The organism is Schaalia meyeri (assembly GCF_900105015.1).
Classification (GTDB): Bacteria; Actinomycetota; Actinomycetes; order Actinomycetales; family Actinomycetaceae; genus Pauljensenia; species Pauljensenia meyeri.
Genome location: NZ_FNLK01000002.1, coordinates 1 through 17,814 on the forward strand (window position 1 = coordinate 1; position 17,814 = coordinate 17,814).

Sequence of the window (17,814 nt, forward strand, 5' to 3'; positions counted from 1 at the left end):
GTGAGCCCTGCGTGGGGCCGAGGTCTACCACACGCTCAAGGGCGTCGTGAAGAGCAGGGAGACACCCAGGCCGGTGGACAGGCCGCGCTCCTTCACGACGCCCTTGAGCGTGTGGTAGACCTCGGCGCCCCAGCGCAGGGCCTCACGGAAGGAGGGCGCGCCGATGGGGGCGATCATGAACTCCTGGATGTCAACGTTGGAGTCCGCGTGGGATCCGCCGTTGAGGATGTTCATCATGGGGACGGGCAGGACGTGCGCGTTGGGGCCACCCAGGTACTTGTACAGGGGCAGGTCCGCGTACTTCGCAGCGGCCTTCGCGACGGCCAGCGACACGCCGAGGATGGCGTTCGCGCCGAGCTTCCCCTTGTTGGGGGTGCCGTCCAGGTCCAGCATGGCCTGGTCAATGTAACGCTGGTCGTCGGCTTCCTCACCGATGAGCTCAGGTGCGATCTGCTCGACGACGGCGTCGACGGCGTCCTGGACGCCCTTACCGAGGTAGCGCCCCTTGTCGCCATCGCGACGCTCGACGGCCTCGAACGCGCCGGTGGACGCGCCGGAGGGGACGGACGCGCGCGCAGCGGTGCCATCCTCGAGGACGACCTCGACCTCGACGGTCGGGTTACCGCGCGAGTCGAGGATCTCGCGTGCACCAATGCCTTCAATAACTGCCACGTCATTCTCCAATCGATTTGTTGCGTGGAAGCGGTCAGTACAACGGTAATACGGACCGCCGTGTGTGGTCACCCCCGATGCGGGAGTGGTTTCGTCATTGGGGGTGAATGATCCCCCCGAGACGGGCGAGACAAGCGACATTGGTCCCTGTCACGCAAGCTGTGAGTGAATGCTCACACGAGTTAGTGCGCACCGCCCCTGGTCGTTCCTCCCTGCAGCGGGGCCTGGCCGCCCTGTTTGTTACCCGCGACCGCGTCGCCGAACAGGGGGGTCGAGGCCGCCTGCGCGCCCCCTTGCGAGGGCTGCGCGAAGCGCGGATTGACGCGCACGTTGGCAGCCTCACGGGCCTCGGTCATGGTCTGGTTGAGGCGCTCAACGACCGACGGATCCGACTTAGCCAGCTGATTCAGCGCCTGAGTGAGGAGGATCGACTTGACGGTCGCGCGCGTCGCGGGGCCGAGCGTGAGGGGGGTGATCCCCTGGCTCTGTGCCACGCGCTCGTTGATCTGATCGATCTGTTCGTCGGTGACGACGGTTCCCACCGACGCGCCCGCGGCCTCCAGGATCGGCTCGTTGATGAGCTGGGCACGGATCTGTTCGCCGGTGATCTGCGACTGTGCGCCCGCCAGGACACTCAACTGCCGGACCGCCTCGGCGACCTCTTCGTTGCTGTAGGACGCCGTGGAGGTGACGACAGCGGCGCCGGGGTGAGCGGAGCAAGCCCCCATGCCCAGTGCTGCGGCCGCGAGAACGACGGCGGCAACCAGCTGACGTGTGTAGCGCACGAGTATTCCTTCCTCAGATGTGTTGCGACGCAATGACTCCAGTGTATTCCACCACAGGCGCTACTCGCCAAAAGGTACGAGAATCTTCGTCACCAGCGTCTCCACCCACTCCAGGAGCGGGCCGTCGGTGAGCGGGCTCCCGCCCACGCGCGAGGTGAGCGGGAGGGGCACCAGCACCTGGCGGAGAGCCGCCTTGATGACGGTGCCCGGGTGCAGTCGCTTGAGGCGCATGACCTGGGAATCACGCAGCTGGACGGGAGAGACGCGCAGGTACTTCCCCTGGGTGACCACCTCGGTGATCCCGGCGCGGCGCACGACCTCGCGCAGCCGGGCGAGGGAAAAGAGCAGGTCAACCTGGGCGGGGATGGGGCCATAGCGATCGATCAGTTCCTCCCGCACATCCGCCTCCTGCTCGAGGGTGGTGATGGCCGCGATCTTGGCGTAGACCTCCAGACGCAATCGCTCCCCTTGCACGTAGTCCTCGGGGATGTGGGCGTCAACCTGGAGGTCCATGCGCACGTCGGTCTTTTCGGCGGGCGCCTCGCCCCTGTAGGCCGCCACCGCGTCGGAGACCATTCGCACGTACAGGTCGAAGCCAACACCCTCAACGTGCCCGGACTGGGCGCCTCCCAACAGGTTGCCTGCGCCACGGATCTCCAGGTCGCGCTGGGCAACCGCCAGTCCAGCTCCCAGTTCGGTGTTTGCCGCGATGGTCTTGAGCCGCTCGTGTGCGGTTTCGGTCAGCGCCTTGTCGCCAGGGTAAAAGAAGTACGCGTAGGCTCGCTCGCGGCCTCGCCCGACGCGCCCGCGCAACTGGTGAAGCTGGGACAGGCCATAGGTATCGGCACGGTCGACGATGAGCGTATTCGCGTTGGAGATGTCCAGCCCGGTTTCGACGATGGTCGTGCACACGAGGACGTCGAACTCGTGATTCCAAAAGTCCTGAATGACGGCCTCAAGCTGGTGCTCATTCATCCTGCCGTGGGCGGTGCGCACACGGGCCTCGGGGACCAGCTCACCGATGCCCGCGGCGATTGAGGCGATGGAGTCGACGCGGTTGTGCACGTAAAAGACCTGGCCGTCGCGCAGCAGCTCGCGCCGGATAGCGGCGCTGACCTGCGCGTCGGTGTAGGCGCCGACGAAGGTCAGGACCGGCTGGCGTTCCTCGGGCGGTGTTTGCAGGATGGACATTTCGCGGATGCCGGAGATGGCCATCTCGAGCGTGCGCGGGATCGGGGTGGCCGACATGGAAAGGACGTCCACGTCGGTGCGCAGGGCCTTCAGGGTTTCCTTGTGCTCGACGCCGAATCGCTGTTCCTCATCGATGATGACCAGGCCGAGTTTCTTAAAGGAGACGGTTCCGGTCAGCAGGGAGTGCGTGCCGATGACGAGGTCGACCTCGCCCGAGGCCAGCCCCGCTTTCACCTCCTCGGTTTCCTGACGGGTCGAAAAGCGAGAGAGGGTCCCGATACGAACGGGGAATCCGGCGTAGCGTTCCGCGAATGTTTCAGCGTGCTGGGTGACGAGCAGGGTCGTGGGGACGAGGACGGCGGCCTGGTAGCCATCCTGGATGGCTTTGAACGCTGCGCGCACGGCGATTTCCGTCTTGCCATATCCGACGTCGCCGGTGAGCAGGCGGTCCATGGGGACGGGCTTTTCCATGTCGGCTTTGACCTCGTCGATGGTGACCAGCTGGTCGGGGGTTTCGACGTAGGGGAAGGCGTCCTCGAGTTCGCGTTGCCAGGGCGTGTCCGGGCCAAAGGCGTGCCCCTTGGTTTGTTGGCGCACGGCGTACAGTCGAATGAGCTCTTTGGCGACTTCGCCCACGGCCTTCTTCGCGCGGGCCTTGGCTTTCGCCCAGTCGGCCCCGCCCATCTTCGTCAGTGAGGGCTCGTCGCTTCCCGTGTATTTGGAGATTTGATCCAGGGCGTCGGTGGGCACGAAGAGGCGGTCGGCTGGCTGTCCACGCTTGGAGGGCGCGTATGCGATGACCAGGTAGTCGCGCGTGGAGCGGGCCTGGTCGCGCCCGATCGAGCGTGACACCAGTTCGACGAATCGCCCGATGCCGTGTTGATCGTGGACGATGTAGTCCCCGGGGTGCAATGTCAACGGGTCGACGCCTTTACGCCTGCGTGAGGGCATGCGCCGCATGTCGCGCGTGGATGCCCCGGCCCGCCCGGTGAGGTCGCCTTCTGTGAGAACGGCGATCTTCAGGTGGGGTGCCACGAATCCGACGCCGGCCTGCGCGGTCGTGATCGTAACCAGGCCGGCCTCGGGCCGCGCGTCTATGTTGTCCGCGAGCGCTGCGGGGCACGAGGCGTCGGTGAGGATGGACCGGATGCGTCGGCCCGGGCCGGGGCCTTCGGTGGTGACGACGATGCGCCAGCCGTCTCGGGCGAAGTCGATCAGGTCGCTCGTGGCGCGGGCGAAGTCCCCCCGGTAGGGGCGGACGTCGCGCGCGCCGACGCGCACGAGGGTGGGGGAGACGACCAGGGGGCTCGGCCCCTCCTCTGCCGGTTGCCCGCCCTCGGCCTCGTTGACGGCGGCAGCCAGGTCGGCTGGCGGCAGGTCGGTGATTTCCCACCAGGGTCGCGTGCCGCTTCCCCACAGGTCCCCCAGGTCGAGGAAGGACGCCCTGGAGGCCTCAAGGGGTGTGTCTGCGCCACCGGCGGCGGCGCTCCAGGCGGCGGTCAGGAACTCTTCGGTGGTGGCAACCAGGTCGGCTGCCCGGGCGCGGATGCGCTCGGGGTCGGAGGCGAGGATCGGGGAGGCCGCGGGCAGGAGGTCAAGCAGCGATTCCATGCCTCCCACGAGGATGGGAGCCAGGGATTCGATGCCGGGTGCGGCGATTCCTTCGGCGGCGAGGGAGAGCATTTCGGCGGCGCCGGGCAACCGGTCGGCCGCCTCGCGGGCACGGGCGCGTACGGCCTGGGTCAGCAGCAGCTCGCGGCAGGGAACGGCCCACAGTCCTTCTTCTGCTTCCCCGAGGGTGCGCTGATCAGAGACGGAGAACGCGCGGATGTCTTCTACCTCGTCGCCCCAGAGTTCGACGCGCAGGGGGTGGGGCTCCTGCGGCGGGAAGACGTCCAGGATGCCGCCGCGCACGCTCATGTGGCCTCGTCCCTCGACCATGTCGACGCGCTCGTATCCCAGTTCGGCAAGGCGGTTGGCGGTGTCGGTGAGGTCGAGAATGTCCCCGGTGCGCACGCGCACGGGTTCGAGGTCGGCCAGCCCGGCGATGATCGGCTGGAGGAAGGCGCGGATGGGGACGACCAGGACCGAGAGGGGGCCGGCGCTCTCGTCTCCGGCGATGGGGTGGACGAGGCGGCGTAGGACGGCGATACGTCTGGCCATGGTGTCAACCTGGGGCGAGAGGCGCTCGTGTGGGAGAGTCTCCCATGCGGGCAGCATGGCGACACCCGGTATCCACGAGGCCAGGGCGTTGGTCAGCGATTCTGCGTCGCGTCCGGTGGCGGTCAGGACGACCAGGGGCGCGGCCGCTCGGGATGCGAGGCGCGCCAGGAGGGGCGGACGGATGCCGACGGGGGCGACAATCGTGCCCGAACGGCCGGCTTCGACGGAGTCGGAGGCCGTCTCGATTGCCGGGTCGGTGGAAATGTCCGGGAGGAGTCCGGTGAGTAACACTCGCTGCCTTTCGCGGTGTGGATGGGGGCGGGTGCCGCCTTCGACGCGGCCCCGCTAGGACCCGGTGTGTAGGTCCTGCTGGGTGGGGGCAAATCCCCTGTTGACGATGTCTTCAACCACGTCGGCGGCTCGTTCGAAGGTGACATCCCAGTCGGGTCGGTCCTTGGCAGGCAGGGCGGCCAGAACGTAGTCGGCGGGGTCCATGCGCCCCGGGGGGCGCCCGACACCGATACGCAGGCGCGCGTAGTCGCGCGTGCCCAGGTGGGAGCTGAGGGATTTCAGGCCGTTGTGGCCGCCCTCTCCCCCGCCGGTCTTGAGACGCAGCGCGTGTGCGGGCAAGTCCATGTCGTCGTGGATGACGAGGATGCGAGCCGGGGGGATCGTCAGGAAGGAGGCGAGCTTACCGATGGGGCCGCCGGACGTGTTCATGTAGCTGTCGGAGCGCGCCAGAACCACCCTGGGGCCCGGCACGCCACCAGGGCCCACGCCCAGGCGCACGTCTGCGGTGTGTGTGCGCGACCGGTGCGACCTCAGGGTCGCTCCGGCGCGCGAGGCGAGGACGTCGAGGGTCAGGTACCCCGCGTTGTGTCGGGTGGATGCGTATTGCGCGCCGGGGTTACCTAACCCGACGATGAGCCACGGTCCGTCAGTCGTCATACTCCGATTGTGCCACCCGTGCCGAGAGCATGTCCCAGCGGGGGGCGTCTTCGACGACGGGGACTGCCTCACGCCGGGACATGGCCCACGCGTCGGCAAAGAGCTGGGCCCACTTGGCGTAGGCCGCCGAGTTGGGGTGGAAAAAGTCCGCCGCGTGGTAGGCGAAGGTGTACGTGGGCAGGGAGTATTCCTGCGTGAGGGAGCGCAAGTCGACCAGGCACGCGTCGGTGTGAGCGACGGCGGCGCCGATGCGGTCGGACATGCTCTGTGCGCGTCGTTCCTGGGGCATGATGCCAAAGGAGGGGATCGTCGAGACCAGCGTGTCGGCTGGCAGGGCGTCCAGGACGCGGCGTAGGCGCTGCTCAAACTGGCCCGGAGCCATGTCTTCAGTCATGACGTCGTTTCCTCCGACGGTCAGGGTCACCAGGTCGGGGGCGTGCGCTCCGCCGATGAGGCCCAGGCCGCGCATCTGCGGGATCTGGGTGAGCTCAACGGATTCGATGGTGGCTCCGGACAGGGAGAGGTTGAGCAGCAGGACCTCGCGGTCGATCTGGGAGGCGATCGCCGAGGCCAGGCGCGCCGGGTAGGACTCGGTGATGCGCGACGCGCCCATGCCCTGCACGGAGGAGTCCCCCAGGGCCACGATCAGGTAGGGGGCTTCGCCCTCGGGGTGTTCGTCAAGCTGACGCAGGCGGTCGAGGGTGGCCAGGTTGTGGTTCTCCCACGCCTTGCGATAGTCGCCTCGCTGGGAGTCCAGCCGCAGGAGACGCCCGATGGCCAGGCCGCCGCCGAAGAGGCTCGCGCCACCCGCCGCGGCGCCCGCTACCTGCCACGCGCGCTTGCTGATCCCCATTGAAGTGTCCTTCCCTCGTGTTTGCTGCCGTCCTAGTGTAGCGAGGCCGGAACCGGTACTTCAAACGATGAAGCACCTGCCCCGGCCCTATTTCGCTCGGGTCAGCCCAGGTATCCGGCGGGCGCGCTCGGCAGTGCCCGAATGAAGTGAGGGGTCTCCCAGCCGCGCTCCGCGTAGGCACGGGCGACGGCAAGCGCGACATCCGGGGTCGCGTCCGCGTCAACCAGCGCGATCGCGCTGCCGCCGAACCCGCCGCCCGTCATGCGGGCCCCGTGCGCGCCCGCGGATCGGGCGGCCGCGACCGCCACGTCCAGCTCGGGGCAGCTCACCTCGTAGTCGTCGCGCAGCGATTCGTGCGAATCGTCCATGAGCGCACCCGCGACCTTCAGACGGGTCCCCTCCAGGGGGCCCTCCACGAGGAGGTCAATGAACGCGCGCGTGCGCGCGATCTCCGATACGACGTGCCGCGTACGCGCGGCCAGGCGCTCATCGTTCAGGGCGGCCACGGCCTGGGCCAGGTCGGCCACCTCCACGAGCTGATCGACGCCGAGGATCCTGGCCGATTCCTCGCAGTCCGCGCGGCGCGCCCCGTACTGGCCGTCCGCCAGCGAGTGCTTGGCGCGCGTGTCGATGACCAGGAGCTCAAGCCCGACGGCGCCAAGGTCGAAGGGAACCTGGCGCGTCGACATGTCGGAGCAGTCCAGGGCCAGAGCGTGTCCCTCCCGGCAGCGCATCGAGGCGGTCTGGTCCAGGCCTCCCGTGTTGGCACCGGCGATCTGGTTCTCGGCGACGCGCGCGGCGTCAACGAGGACGCGACGCCCCTCATCGTTCGGTGCCTCGATCGATCCGGCGAGGCCCAGGGAACACACCTCGTCAAGGGCGACGGCCGTCGCGCACTCCAGCGCGGCGCTTGACGACAGCCCTCCCCCCAGCGGCACGCACGACCACAGGGCGGCGTCGAATCCGGGCAGCGGGCCGTATCCCGCGCGCTCCAGCGCCCACGGCACGCCAGCAAGGTAAGCGGTCCAGTGGTTGGCAACCTCCCCGGGCCCGCCCTTGGGGCCCAGAGCGTCCAGATCGAGGACATCTATCGCCTCGCGCGTTTGGGGAGAAATCAGGCGGATCGTCCGGTCCTGGCGGGGAGAGAGGGCGACGTACGCGCGATGCGGCAACGCGATCGGCACGCACGGCCCACCGTTGTAGTCCACGTGCTCGCCGATGATGTTGACCCTCCCGGGCGCGCTCCACACGCCACGAGGTTCATAGTTAAACGTTTCACGAAAAAGGTTCGTTGCCTGCGCGCCCCCCTCTTCCGGGGTGGCCGCGTCGGCCCACACGAGAGCGTTCAAAGGATCCTCCTTGCTTCTACCCCACTAGGCTACGTGAACGCCCTCACATTCTTCAAGCCGGAGTCCCGGGCCAACGTACCGGTACAGTGGAGCCACCCCGTACGCGACACAGGCAGGCCCCATGTTCCTCCCCCAACGACTCCCCGGCCAGGAATGGCTCGGCGTCGTCGTCGCGATCCCCGAACCCTGGGTCACCCGGCTGACCGACCTGCGACTGCGCCTCGGTGACCTCGCCGGATCCCGCATCCCCGCTCACATCACCCTCATGCCGCCCACCCCCGTCGCCCGCGACGCGCGCCCCGCGGTCATCGATCACCTGCGCTCAATCGCAACCCGGCACTCGCCCTTCCGAATCACCCTGTCCGGCACCGGCTCCTTCCGCCCCGTCTCGGACGTCGCCTTCATGACGCTATCCGAAGGGGCCGCGGACTGCGTGGACCTGGCAGAAGAGATTCGTTCGGGGCCGCTCGACCACGACACGCGTTTCCCCTACCACCCGCACGTGACCCTCGCCCAAGACGTCGACGACGTCACGCTGGACCTGGCCCTCGACATCGGGACCACCATCGAGGCCTCGTGGATCGTCCCCGGATTCCGCCTCGACCGGATCGACCCGTCCGGCATCTACTCCTCCATGGCGCTCTTCGACTTCGACGTGAGCGCTCGCTAGGCGGACGCGCCGCGCGGTGTCGGCTCAGATTTCGTAAGTCACCGACACCGGCGCGTGATCGGAGAAACGAGCGTCGTACTCGGCGGCTCGTCCAATCTCGAACGACCGCGCGCGCTCCCCCAGCTGCGGCGTCGCGTACTGGTAATCAATGCGCCAGCCGGCGTTGTTGACGAACGCCTGACCGCGCCACGACCACCACGAATACGGACCCTGCACCCGTCCGGCGAGGTCGCGCACGGTGTCGCGCCACCCCTCATCCACCCACCGGTTAAGGAATGCGATCTCTTCGTCCAGCACGCCAGCGCGCTTGTTGTGATTCGGCGTCCAGTTCTTGATGTCGGCCCGCGAGCGCACCACGTTGAAGTCGCCGCACACCAGCGACGAGATTCCCCCCGCGGATTCCTGGGCGATCAGCTCCGCCATGCGTGCGCCGATGCGAGGCAGGTGCGCCATCTTGGCATCCTGCTTCGGCGTGTCTTTCTCTCCCGAATGGAAGTAGGCGGAAACCACCCGCAGGGCAGTGTCGCCGCCCTCGCGGCGCACGGTGGCCTCCAGCCAGCGGCCCGAATCGACGTCGCTCTCCGCGTCGTCCAGGACGAGGCGGGGCTTCCCCTCGAAGAGGACGCTGCCCCGCCGCACGGCCACGCCCACGCCCGCGCGCCCCTTGATCCGGCAGGGAACCCACACGCTGTCCCATCCCTCGCCCATGATGTCTCGGGAACACTCCTTGGGTGCGCGCACCTCCTGCATCAGCAACACGTCCGTATCGCTGGTTTCCAACCACGAAAGAAAGCCGCGCCTGTGTGCGGCGCGGATGCCGTTGAGGTTCACGGTAGTTACCGTCAGAGTCATTGCTTCTCCTTATGCGAGCCTGTTTCCAGTGTAAAGAACGCGCGGGAATGGCGACGAACGCCTGTCCTCGCCGCTCACCCGCGCGAGCGAGAGCCAACGCTGGGCTGGTGAGACAGTCGGTGCCTAGCGGACGCTCAGGCCCGCCTGGCGCTCCGCCGCCTCGACAACGTTTGTGACCAGCAGGGCTCGCGTCATCGGCCCAACGCCACCGGGGTTCGGGCTGAGCCAGGCGGCCACCTCATCCACCCCGTCCGCGACGTCGCCCAACAGGCGCGCCCTACCCTGCTCGTCCCGCACGCGGCTGACACCCACGTCCAGGACGACCGCACCGGGAGCCACCATCCGGGGGGTAATGATTCCGGCGCACCCCGCGGCGGCGACAACGACGTCCGCTCGGCTCACGTGATCAGCGAGGTCGATGGTACCCGTGTGGCACACATCGACCGTCGCGTTCACCTCTTTGCGCATGAGCATCAAGCCGATCGAACGGCCCACCGTCACGCCGCGGCCAACGACGCACACGTTCTTACCCGCGAGGTTGATCCCATGGCGCTCGACGAGCTCGATCACCGCGCGAGGCGTGCACGGCAGCGGCGAGTCGATCGGACCGGAACCGCGCAACACGAGTCGACCGAGGTTCATCGGATGCAAGCCGTCGGCGTCCTTCGCCGGGTCGATGCGTTCCAGGACCGCATTCGTGTCGATCCCGCGCGGCAGCGGCAGCTGCACGATGTACCCCGTGCACGCAGGGTCCGCGTTCAAGCGGTCAATCGCCGCTTCGACCCGATCCTGCGTGGCGTGCGCGGGCAGGTCCACGCGGATGGACTGCGCGCCGATCTGCGAGCAGTCGCGGTGCTTTCCGGCGACGTAGGCCACGGACCCGGGATCCTCGCCCACCAGGATCGTCCCCAGCCCCGGAACGACGCCGACTGCACGCAGACGATCGACGCGCTCCTTCAGTTCCGCCTTCATGGCGGCCGCCGTCGCCTTACCATCAAGGACCCGTGCGGGCCCCTCCCAGGGTGACCTCACTGCTCAAGCCCGGCGTAAAGCGGGTGCTTGTCCGTCAGTTTCTTCACGCGCGCACGCAGCGCTTCCACCTCGACGGTGCCCCCGGAGGCGCCGCTGGCCAGCGTCACGGCGATAATGTCGGCGACCTCCGCGAAGTCGGCGGCGTCAAAGCCGCGCGTCGCCAGGGCGGGCGTGCCGATACGCAGGCCGGAGGTGACGGCCGGGGGACGCGGGTCAAAGGGCACCGCGTTGCGGTTGACGGTGATGCCGACCTCATGCAGCAGATCCTCGGCCTGCTTGCCATCCAGCTCGGATTCCACCAGGTCCACCAGGACCAGGTGCACGTCGGTACCGCCCGTGACCTGCTTGATGCCAGCCTTCTTGACGTCGTCCGCTCCCAGGCGTTCAGCCAGGATCTGCGCGCCCTCAAGGGTGCGGCGCTGACGGTCCTTGAACTCCTGGGCCATCGCGATCTTCATCGCGATGGCCTTGGCCGCGATGGCGTGCATGAGTGGGCCCCCCTGCTGCCCGGGGAACACGGCAGAGTTCAGTTTCTTGCCCCACTGTTCGCCTCGCGAGGACAGGATCATGCCGGAGCGAGGACCGCCCAGGGTCTTGTGGACCGTCGTCGTCACGACGTCGGCATGGGGCACCGGGTTCGGATGCAGGTCGGCTGCCACGAGGCCGGCGAAGTGGGCCATGTCCACCCACAGGGCCGCCCCCACCTCATCGGCGATGTCGCGGAAGGCCTGGAAATCAAGGTGACGCGGGTAGGCCGACCAGCCGGCGATGATGACCCGGGGCCGCTCGGCCAGCGCCGCCTCGCGCACCTTCTCGGGCTCGATGCGCATGGTTTCACGGTCCACCTCGTAGGCTACGGCCCTGTAGTTCTTACCGGAGAAGTTCAGGCGCATACCGTGAGTCAGGTGCCCGCCGTGCGCCAGTGACAGTCCCAGGATCGTGTCGCCGACATCGGCCATAGCCATGAGCGCCGCGGCGTTTGCTTGTGCCCCCGCGTGTGGCTGGACGTTCACATAGTCGCCCCCGAAGACCCGTTTCGCGCGCTCGATTGCCAGGGATTCCGCTACGTCAACAAATTCGCACCCGCCGTAGTAGCGGCGGCCCGGGTATCCCTCCGCGTACTTGTTCGTCAGGACCGATCCTTGGGCCTGCAAGATGGCGCGCGGGACAAAGTTTTCCGAGGCGATCATTTCGAGGGTGTCGCGCTGGCGGCTCAGTTCGCCGTCCAAAACCCCCTGAATCTCGGGGTCCAACCGCGCCAGGGTCATGTCATTGAGGGAATCCATCGGGTTCTCCTATTGATCATTCGATTGCGGATAGCAGTGGCTCTAGCCCAGGCGGTCGGCTATCGATGCCGGTGCGTCGTTTCCCGGCGGTGGCCCACCTGTTCGCCAATCGCGACACGGTCTCCAGTCTATCGTCCGAGGGTTTTCCCCGCACTCTGCCGGGGTGTCAGTAAACTACCACCTGGTCACGACTCGTTACGACCGAACCTGCGAAACTGTCGTGGTGTACGAAATCACAGCCAATTTTCGCTTGTACTTAACCCTTTGGTTAGCAAATAAGCTAACCATGTGGATAGACTAGTGCTACACCAAATGCTGACCGGGTTGCACACGGGACATCCGCTTCGCCGCCCCCCTCGCTCACAGAGGTTTGACACCCTTAACCAGGGTGCAGCATTTGAGTTTGATAGGACAGGAGGAAAAGGCACAGATGACAACTTTGACGAAACCAACCGCGCGGGCCGCATCCACGGCCCTCGCCCTCGAGCACGCATCTAGCCTTGCCACGTCTGCCGACAGGGTCATCAAGCGCATATGCGACATTTTGGCTGCCCTTATCGGCATCATCCTGTTGACTCCACTGTGGATTGTCGTCGCCCTGATGGTACGCCTGCACGACGGTGGCCCCGCCTTCTTCACGCAGGAACGCGTCGGCCTTGACGGCAAGACTTTTACCATGTTTAAGTTCCGCACCATGCGAGTCGACGCCGAAGCTCTCAAGGCCTCGCTCCAGGAAGCTAACGAGGCTGACGCCAGCGCCGGAAATTCGATCATGTTCAAGATGGCGAACGACCCGCGCATCACGCGCATCGGCGCTTTCCTGCGCAAAACCTCCATCGACGAACTGCCCCAGCTGTTCAACGTCCTGCGTGGCGACATGTCCCTCGTGGGCCCCCGCCCCCCGCTGCCAAGCGAGGTGGCGCAGTACGAGCCCCGCGTGATGGGCAAATTTGCCGTCCGCCCCGGCATCACCGGCCTGTGGCAGATTTCCGGCCGCTCCAACCTCTCCTGGGATGAGACGGTCCACCTGGACCTCTCCTACGCCCAGCACCGCTCCTTGACACTTGACGCGTGGATCATGCTCCAGACCATCCCCGCGCTGCTGCGTCACGAAGGAGCCTACTGACCCGTCTCGTGGATAACAGGTGGGGCCCGAGCCATTTGGCTCGGGCCCCACCCTTAACAGCAAAGCGATATGCGAAAACCACCGCGGGTCCCGTAGCCGTTTGCAAACGGGAAAAGTGATCTAGGCACGGTCGGCGTCAACCACCAGCCCCAGATCATCGAAGTGCCCCAGGGACTCCAGCCGCCTCAAGAGCTCGGGCGCGTAAGCGATGAAGTCGAGAGCCTCAACGGTGTAGCGCTTGGCGAGGCGCCGCGGCTCATGCGCGATGCGCCATGCCCATCCGAGCCGCGCCGCGTGCACCCAGTCGGGGAAGTAGTCGTCTGCCGCACGCGCATACTGGTCGATCCAGCCGCCAGCCACGCAGACGGACGCGTCGGGCACGTGTTCGAGCGCAAAGGCAGCAACGATGTCCTGGAGCGCGGCGCCGAGACCGACAATAATCAGGCGTGGATCGAAAGCGGTTAGCTGCCCAGGGTCAGCCTTCAGGCGCCTCAACCCGTCGTATCCGTCGATGGTTTGCACGTCGAAACGGGGAAGGCGCGCCGCGACGGCCTGCCCGGCCTCGGGCGTGGTACCGATCAGCGTGATGCGGGTACCGTCGTCAAGGCGATCGAAAACGCACGGAAGGACGAGGTCGGTCGAGGTGCGGCTCACTGCGTGTCCCGCAGCGCGCAGCCGCATCTGCAGGAAGGTTCCGTCAAAGCCGATGGTGTTCATGCGCGCCAGGGCACGGAAGTCGGCGTGCAGGAGCGACCAGTGGTTGAGCCAGGAGGTGGCATGCCCGCGGGTGAGCAGGCGTTCGGCCATGGCCTCGAACGCGGGGGGAACGGCAGGGACGCCGAGTGGGGGAATCGTATCTGTCATGGGGTTACCTCACCAGGGTAGCTTTCTCATCGAAGGAATAACGAGGCACCAGCGTAGTTGGCACGCTCTTTAACGGCGACACGGTTCACGCCGTCAAGGAACAGGCTACGCGGTACCGGGACGCTGACGATATTCGTTTGGCCACCGCGAGCGCCTCGTCAGACGACGCCCGCGTATTGGCATTGATCGCGGCCTTGAGCACGTTCGCTCATGCGCCTTCGTTACCGCTAATGGTGCCGAAGGTCAGGCGAATTTTGAACATGAGCTCACAATTCGCGCTGACGCCACTGGAGCTGGCATCGCACATCGAATCCTCTAAGGTCGCGCATTGACGGTCACTCTCACTCAGTCGCGCACAGAGAGGGCCAACTCTCGCTTGGCCTGAGCGCGATTCGTTAACCATACGTGAGGGAACCCCTGCCGATCCGGCAGGGGTTCCCTCATCAACCAGCCCCGACGGGATGAACCAAGTGGCGCAACGCGACCATGGCCTCGTTCAAACCCGATCGAAGCGGAGCGATACCGGCACTACCTGGCCACGGTTGCGGACAGATCGAAGGACATCGACGACGTGCCCCTGTAGTTCAGGTGCTCCTCAACGCCGATCCTGTTCACGCCATTCTTCAAGAGGTTGGCGGGGATCGTCACCTCAAGCATGTCGGAGGACGCCTTGGATGCCGACACCGCAACGTCCGCGAAAGTCGTATGCCCGATGTCTCCATCCGTCATGCGCTTCGTAGCAACCTGCTCTCCGTTGACCCGCAGAACGGCGCCGTCATCCGCACGCACCTTCACGGTCAGCGTGGTTTCGGACGTGACCGTCCCCAAGTCAATGTCGCGCGCAAAGTAGTTGGTGATCGCACGGGACTTCTTGTCGATGTCGAGAGGAGTTCCGGCCTTCGGATCTCCCCAGCCGATGGGCCCTGCACCGCGCGACCAGTCCTCGAGGGAAGCACTGGAGGCCCAGTCAGACGCCGGTTCGGACGTTGCCGTCCAATAGTTCCACCCGGCACCCGAGGGGATGACCGTACCGGACTTCACCCCCGTAGCGTCGATGCTCTTGCTCGCATCTTCCACGTTCTTCAGCTCGCCCTCGCGGGGCTGAGGCTGAGGCTGGGGCTGAGCGTCGCCGCCGTCGGAAGAGTCGGGAGCGCCCTCGACGCGGCTGACGGAGGCCTGCATCGCCATGGTGACGCTGCGCAGGTAGTTCACGTGCGTTTCCACCGCGATAACGTTGTCACCGTTCTTCAGCGCGGAGGCTGGCACGAAGACCTCGGAGAGGGACGCGGCGGCGGCATTGTACCTGGGTGCGGAGTCGGCTCGCGTCGCGTAGCTGACCGTGCCCTTGCCCATGCGCGTGCGGTGAACCTCAGCACCGTTGATGTACACGACCGCGCCGTCATCGGCCAGGTACTTCACGTTCACGCCCTTCAGGGCGTTCGTGTCGCTCACCTGGAAGCGCGAGCGGAAGTAGGTGGTGACGGGTCGCGCGCCCTTAGCGGCCAGTTGCGTCGCGATGCGCGAGTCGCCGTACCCCAGGGGAGCCGCACCGGTGGGCCACTGAGAGTCATCGAACGAGGCCTGAGCCCAGTTATCGGGCGCCGCGCTGTTCTCCGCGCGGTAGCTCCACGTCGCGCCCGCTTCGAGCAGCATCTGACCCGACGGGGGGGCCGCCTGTCCATCGCCCGAGCCCTTGTACACCGGGGTGGTCGCCGAGCGGTTGCCCGCTGCGTCAACGGCGCGCACGAAGAAGCGGTTCTCGCCGCCGAGCGGCACCGTGACGCTGGTGGAATCCGTGGAAGCGATGGCGCGATCGTCACGCAGGACCTCGTACGAGGCGGCGTCGGAGACACCCTCCCACGACAGAGTCACACTGGAGTTCGGGGCCGAGGAGCCGCGCAGGCCGGACGGCGTGGCGGGGGCGGCGTTGTCACGGCTGTCGTAGCGGGCAAAGCCGCCGTTCCACTGCTTGTGCGTGGCGTCGGTGTACGACAGGGTAAAGTCGCCACCCACCCACAGGTTACCGTTGGTATCGGTGGTCAGCGCCCACGCGCCGGTCCGGCGCTGAGACAGCAGCTCGAAGGGCGTCCAGCGCAGGCTTTCGCCCGTCGTGGCATCCCACGCGCCGACCCACTTGATCTCATCAACGCGCGACCAGTTGTGGTTGTCTTCCCAGTCGTACTTGTCCTGGTACGTTCCGTCCGAGCAGTGGCAGGACGCGTAGATGACGCCATTCGCCGAGATCGTTGAGGCCTGCAGGTCACCGCCGTTGCGCATGGTCACAGAACCCGAGGTGCGCTGATTGGACGCCGCATCGTAACCGAACAGAGAGTGCTCGGAACCGCCGATGAAAACTCGGTTGCTCGCAGAGGAAATGGTCTGCTGATACTTGGCCGCGTCGACGGTAGAGGGCTTGAAGTCAAATCCCGTGTCCACTGCGGCCCCCGCCTCGGTGGAGAACTTCGCGGCGTACCAGGCACGCTGACCTCCGTGCGCACGGGTGAAGTGCCCACCGGCGTAGAAGGATTTGTTGGACTCGTTGACGGCCACGGCCTGCACCGCACCGTTCAGCTCGGGGTTCCAGGTGCGGTCGGGATTACCGTCCAGGGAGATACGCGCCGCGTTACGGCCGTAGACCCTCTTCTTGCCGCCGCTGTTCAGGTGTGTGAAGGAGCCGCCCAGGTAGATGTAGCCATCGTGGTAGGTCGCGGCGCGCACGCTCACCGCGCCACCGCGCAGCCCGTTCGTGATCGTCACATCCCACGAGGGGTCAAGCTTGCCTGTCGCAGGATCGATGACGGCCGTACCGACGTGGGATTCGCCGCCGACGCGGGTAAAGTCTCCGGCCGCCAGGAGCTTGCCATTCGGAAGGGGCACGAGCGCCTTAACCTGGCCGTTGAAATCGAAGGTCTGACCGGTGTGGTTACCGGTAGCGACGTCGAAAGCAGCCAGGCCCTTCGACGGAACAACGGACCCGTTCTCGCCCTGCTTCACGCCTGTGAAGTTGCCGGCCACGTACATGGTGGATCCGACCTGAGCGAAGGCCTGCACCTGGATGTTGCCCTCTTTCACCGACCCGTTGAGGTTACCGGTCACGCCCCACTTGGTCGGAGCGGCGTACTGCGACACCGCGCGAGTCACGGTCGAGGCAGGCACGCCCCCGTCCGGGATACGGGAGAACGCCGAGGAATCCGAGGCGATTCGCGGACGAACGTAAGTCTCTGCGTAAGGGAAGACCGTCGACCCGTTCTTGTGAAGGAAAGACGAAGCGGAAGAGAGGTCTCCGCCCGAGTCCGCCACGTCAGGCCCGTAGCCCCAACCGATAGTCCAGCCCGTGTGCGACGAGGGATAGACCTGAAGAGCGTTCCACCTCTCATCACGGCCCACCTGAGTCCAGATGTTGTCCGAGGCCTGCCCGCCACCGTCGAACGACACCTTCACCGGGTGTCCCATCTTGAAAGGCCACACGAAGTCGGTCATCTTCGCGAACTGGAGGTCCAGCTTTTGGTACTCGCTACCCGAAGAGTTCCTCGCCCGCAGGACTCGCACGCCGTCCGCTTGGTCCTTGACCGCCTCGTTGTTCAGCAGCTGATTCACCGTCGCATTGGAGTACTGGACAACCCCGAACGCCGAGGCATTACGGTCGCGAGCGGTCAGCTTCGCAGGATCACCTTTTCCGCCGCTCCAGCCTTCCCATCCTTCGCGTCCGCGGCCGATGAGAACCCAGCCACCGCCGTCTGTCGTCTGGTCACAATAGAACTGAGCGGGATGGTCCATCGCGGGCGTCTGCAGCCAGTACGTACCGTCCGCAGCTTTAGAATCCCGCTGCTTAATGTCCCAGCAGGAGGCAGCAGCTGTGGCGGCGCTGAGGCCATCGTGAGCGACGGCCTGACCGGTTGTGGCTTTCTCTTGATCCGTACTATCAGCACGCGCTATCGGAGCGAACGCGAGCAGAGCACACGCAACAACCGGCGTGGTAGCACAGATCGCAAAGCGCGAAATCATGGACGGCATAACACGACC

Annotated in this window: 12 protein-coding genes, 1 pseudogene and 1 riboswitch; of the genes and pseudogenes, 2 read left to right on the forward strand and 11 right to left on the reverse strand. The window is 66.3% G+C overall.

What is annotated here, in order from left to right:
- Positions 1 to 63: 63 nt before the first annotated feature.
- The 6 genes and pseudogenes from eno to galK form a co-directional block, all read right to left on the reverse strand.
- A pseudogene (gene eno, locus BLT68_RS00190) lies at positions 64 to 672 on the reverse strand (phosphopyruvate hydratase); the annotation flags it as partial.
- A gap of 182 nt (positions 673 to 854) precedes the next feature.
- The gene (locus BLT68_RS00195) at positions 855 to 1,457 is read right to left on the reverse strand and encodes a hypothetical protein (protein ID WP_173546179.1); all 603 of its coding nucleotides are present in this window, start codon (positions 1,455 to 1,457) and stop codon (positions 855 to 857) included.
- A gap of 60 nt (positions 1,458 to 1,517) precedes the next feature.
- Positions 1,518 to 5,102 carry a transcription-repair coupling factor gene (gene mfd, locus BLT68_RS00200; protein ID WP_074632358.1) on the reverse strand — a complete coding sequence of 1,195 codons (3,585 nt, stop codon included), beginning with the start codon at positions 5,100 to 5,102 and terminating at the stop codon, positions 1,518 to 1,520.
- A 54-nt stretch (positions 5,103 to 5,156) separates the two neighbouring features.
- Positions 5,157 to 5,759: an aminoacyl-tRNA hydrolase gene (pth, locus tag BLT68_RS00205; RefSeq protein ID WP_074632360.1), complete on the reverse strand. Its 603-nt coding sequence runs from the start codon at positions 5,757 to 5,759 to the stop codon at positions 5,157 to 5,159.
- The gene (locus BLT68_RS00210) at positions 5,749 to 6,612 is read right to left on the reverse strand and encodes an SGNH/GDSL hydrolase family protein (RefSeq protein WP_074632361.1); all 864 of its coding nucleotides are present in this window, start codon (positions 6,610 to 6,612) and stop codon (positions 5,749 to 5,751) included. Before BLT68_RS00210 ends, pth begins: the two co-directional genes overlap by 11 nt.
- Positions 6,613 to 6,713: 101 nt before the next feature.
- Positions 6,714 to 7,961: a galactokinase gene (galK, locus tag BLT68_RS00215; RefSeq protein ID WP_074632363.1), complete on the reverse strand. Its 1,248-nt coding sequence runs from the start codon at positions 7,959 to 7,961 to the stop codon at positions 6,714 to 6,716.
- 121 nt (positions 7,962 to 8,082) lie between these two features.
- Between galK and BLT68_RS00220 the strand changes: the two genes are divergently transcribed.
- Complete coding sequence (locus BLT68_RS00220; protein WP_050694402.1) at positions 8,083 to 8,631, forward strand: 2'-5' RNA ligase family protein; 549 nt, start codon at positions 8,083 to 8,085, stop codon at positions 8,629 to 8,631.
- A 24-nt stretch (positions 8,632 to 8,655) separates the two neighbouring features.
- On the opposite strand, the gene BLT68_RS00225 is transcribed toward BLT68_RS00220, so the two are convergent.
- From BLT68_RS00225 to glyA, 3 genes are all read right to left on the reverse strand, one after another.
- A complete protein-coding gene (locus BLT68_RS00225; RefSeq protein WP_074632364.1) occupies positions 8,656 to 9,483 on the reverse strand; it encodes an exodeoxyribonuclease III in 828 nt (275 codons plus the stop codon).
- A 123-nt stretch (positions 9,484 to 9,606) separates the two neighbouring features.
- On the reverse strand, positions 9,607 to 10,515 hold the full coding sequence (locus tag BLT68_RS00230) for a bifunctional methylenetetrahydrofolate dehydrogenase/methenyltetrahydrofolate cyclohydrolase (RefSeq protein WP_074632366.1): 909 nt from the start codon (positions 10,513 to 10,515) through the stop codon (positions 9,607 to 9,609).
- Positions 10,512 to 11,801, reverse strand: coding sequence for a serine hydroxymethyltransferase (gene glyA, locus BLT68_RS00235; protein ID WP_050694399.1), 1,290 nt, complete (start codon positions 11,799 to 11,801; stop codon positions 10,512 to 10,514). Before glyA ends, BLT68_RS00230 begins: the two co-directional genes overlap by 4 nt.
- 38 nt (positions 11,802 to 11,839) lie before the next feature.
- A riboswitch (ZMP/ZTP riboswitch) is annotated at positions 11,840 to 11,924 on the reverse strand.
- Between the two features lie 307 nt (positions 11,925 to 12,231).
- Between glyA and BLT68_RS00240 the strand changes: the two genes are divergently transcribed.
- Positions 12,232 to 12,927, forward strand: coding sequence for a sugar transferase (locus BLT68_RS00240; protein ID WP_074632367.1), 696 nt, complete (start codon positions 12,232 to 12,234; stop codon positions 12,925 to 12,927).
- A gap of 120 nt (positions 12,928 to 13,047) precedes the next feature.
- Here the strand turns inward: BLT68_RS00240 and BLT68_RS00245 are convergent, their stop codons facing one another.
- Positions 13,048 to 13,791 carry a WecB/TagA/CpsF family glycosyltransferase gene (locus tag BLT68_RS00245; protein ID WP_050694397.1) on the reverse strand — a complete coding sequence of 248 codons (744 nt, stop codon included), beginning with the start codon at positions 13,789 to 13,791 and terminating at the stop codon, positions 13,048 to 13,050.
- Between the two features lie 528 nt (positions 13,792 to 14,319).
- Positions 14,320 to 17,805, reverse strand: coding sequence for a fibrinogen-like YCDxxxxGGGW domain-containing protein (locus BLT68_RS00250; RefSeq protein ID WP_074632369.1), 3,486 nt, complete (start codon positions 17,803 to 17,805; stop codon positions 14,320 to 14,322).
- Between the last annotated feature and the right edge of the window lie 9 nt (positions 17,806 to 17,814).

What these genes read in the sequence shown, in the direction of transcription:
- pth (WP_074632360.1), bottom strand. Translation starts at nt 5,759, where the DNA reads ATGACGACTGACGGACCGTGGCTCATCGTCGGGTTAGGTAACCCCGGC.
- BLT68_RS00210 (WP_074632361.1), bottom strand. Translation starts at nt 6,612, where the DNA reads ATGGGGATCAGCAAGCGCGCGTGGCAGGTAGCGGGCGCCGCGGCGGGT.
- BLT68_RS00220 (WP_050694402.1), top strand. Translation starts at nt 8,083, where the DNA reads ATGTTCCTCCCCCAACGACTCCCCGGCCAGGAATGGCTCGGCGTCGTC.
- BLT68_RS00225 (WP_074632364.1), bottom strand. Translation starts at nt 9,483, where the DNA reads ATGACTCTGACGGTAACTACCGTGAACCTCAACGGCATCCGCGCCGCA.
- glyA (WP_050694399.1), bottom strand. Translation starts at nt 11,801, where the DNA reads ATGGATTCCCTCAATGACATGACCCTGGCGCGGTTGGACCCCGAGATT.
- BLT68_RS00240 (WP_074632367.1), top strand. Translation starts at nt 12,232, where the DNA reads ATGACAACTTTGACGAAACCAACCGCGCGGGCCGCATCCACGGCCCTC.
- BLT68_RS00245 (WP_050694397.1), bottom strand. Translation starts at nt 13,791, where the DNA reads ATGACAGATACGATTCCCCCACTCGGCGTCCCTGCCGTTCCCCCCGCG.
- BLT68_RS00250 (WP_074632369.1), bottom strand. Translation starts at nt 17,805, where the DNA reads ATGCCGTCCATGATTTCGCGCTTTGCGATCTGTGCTACCACGCCGGTT.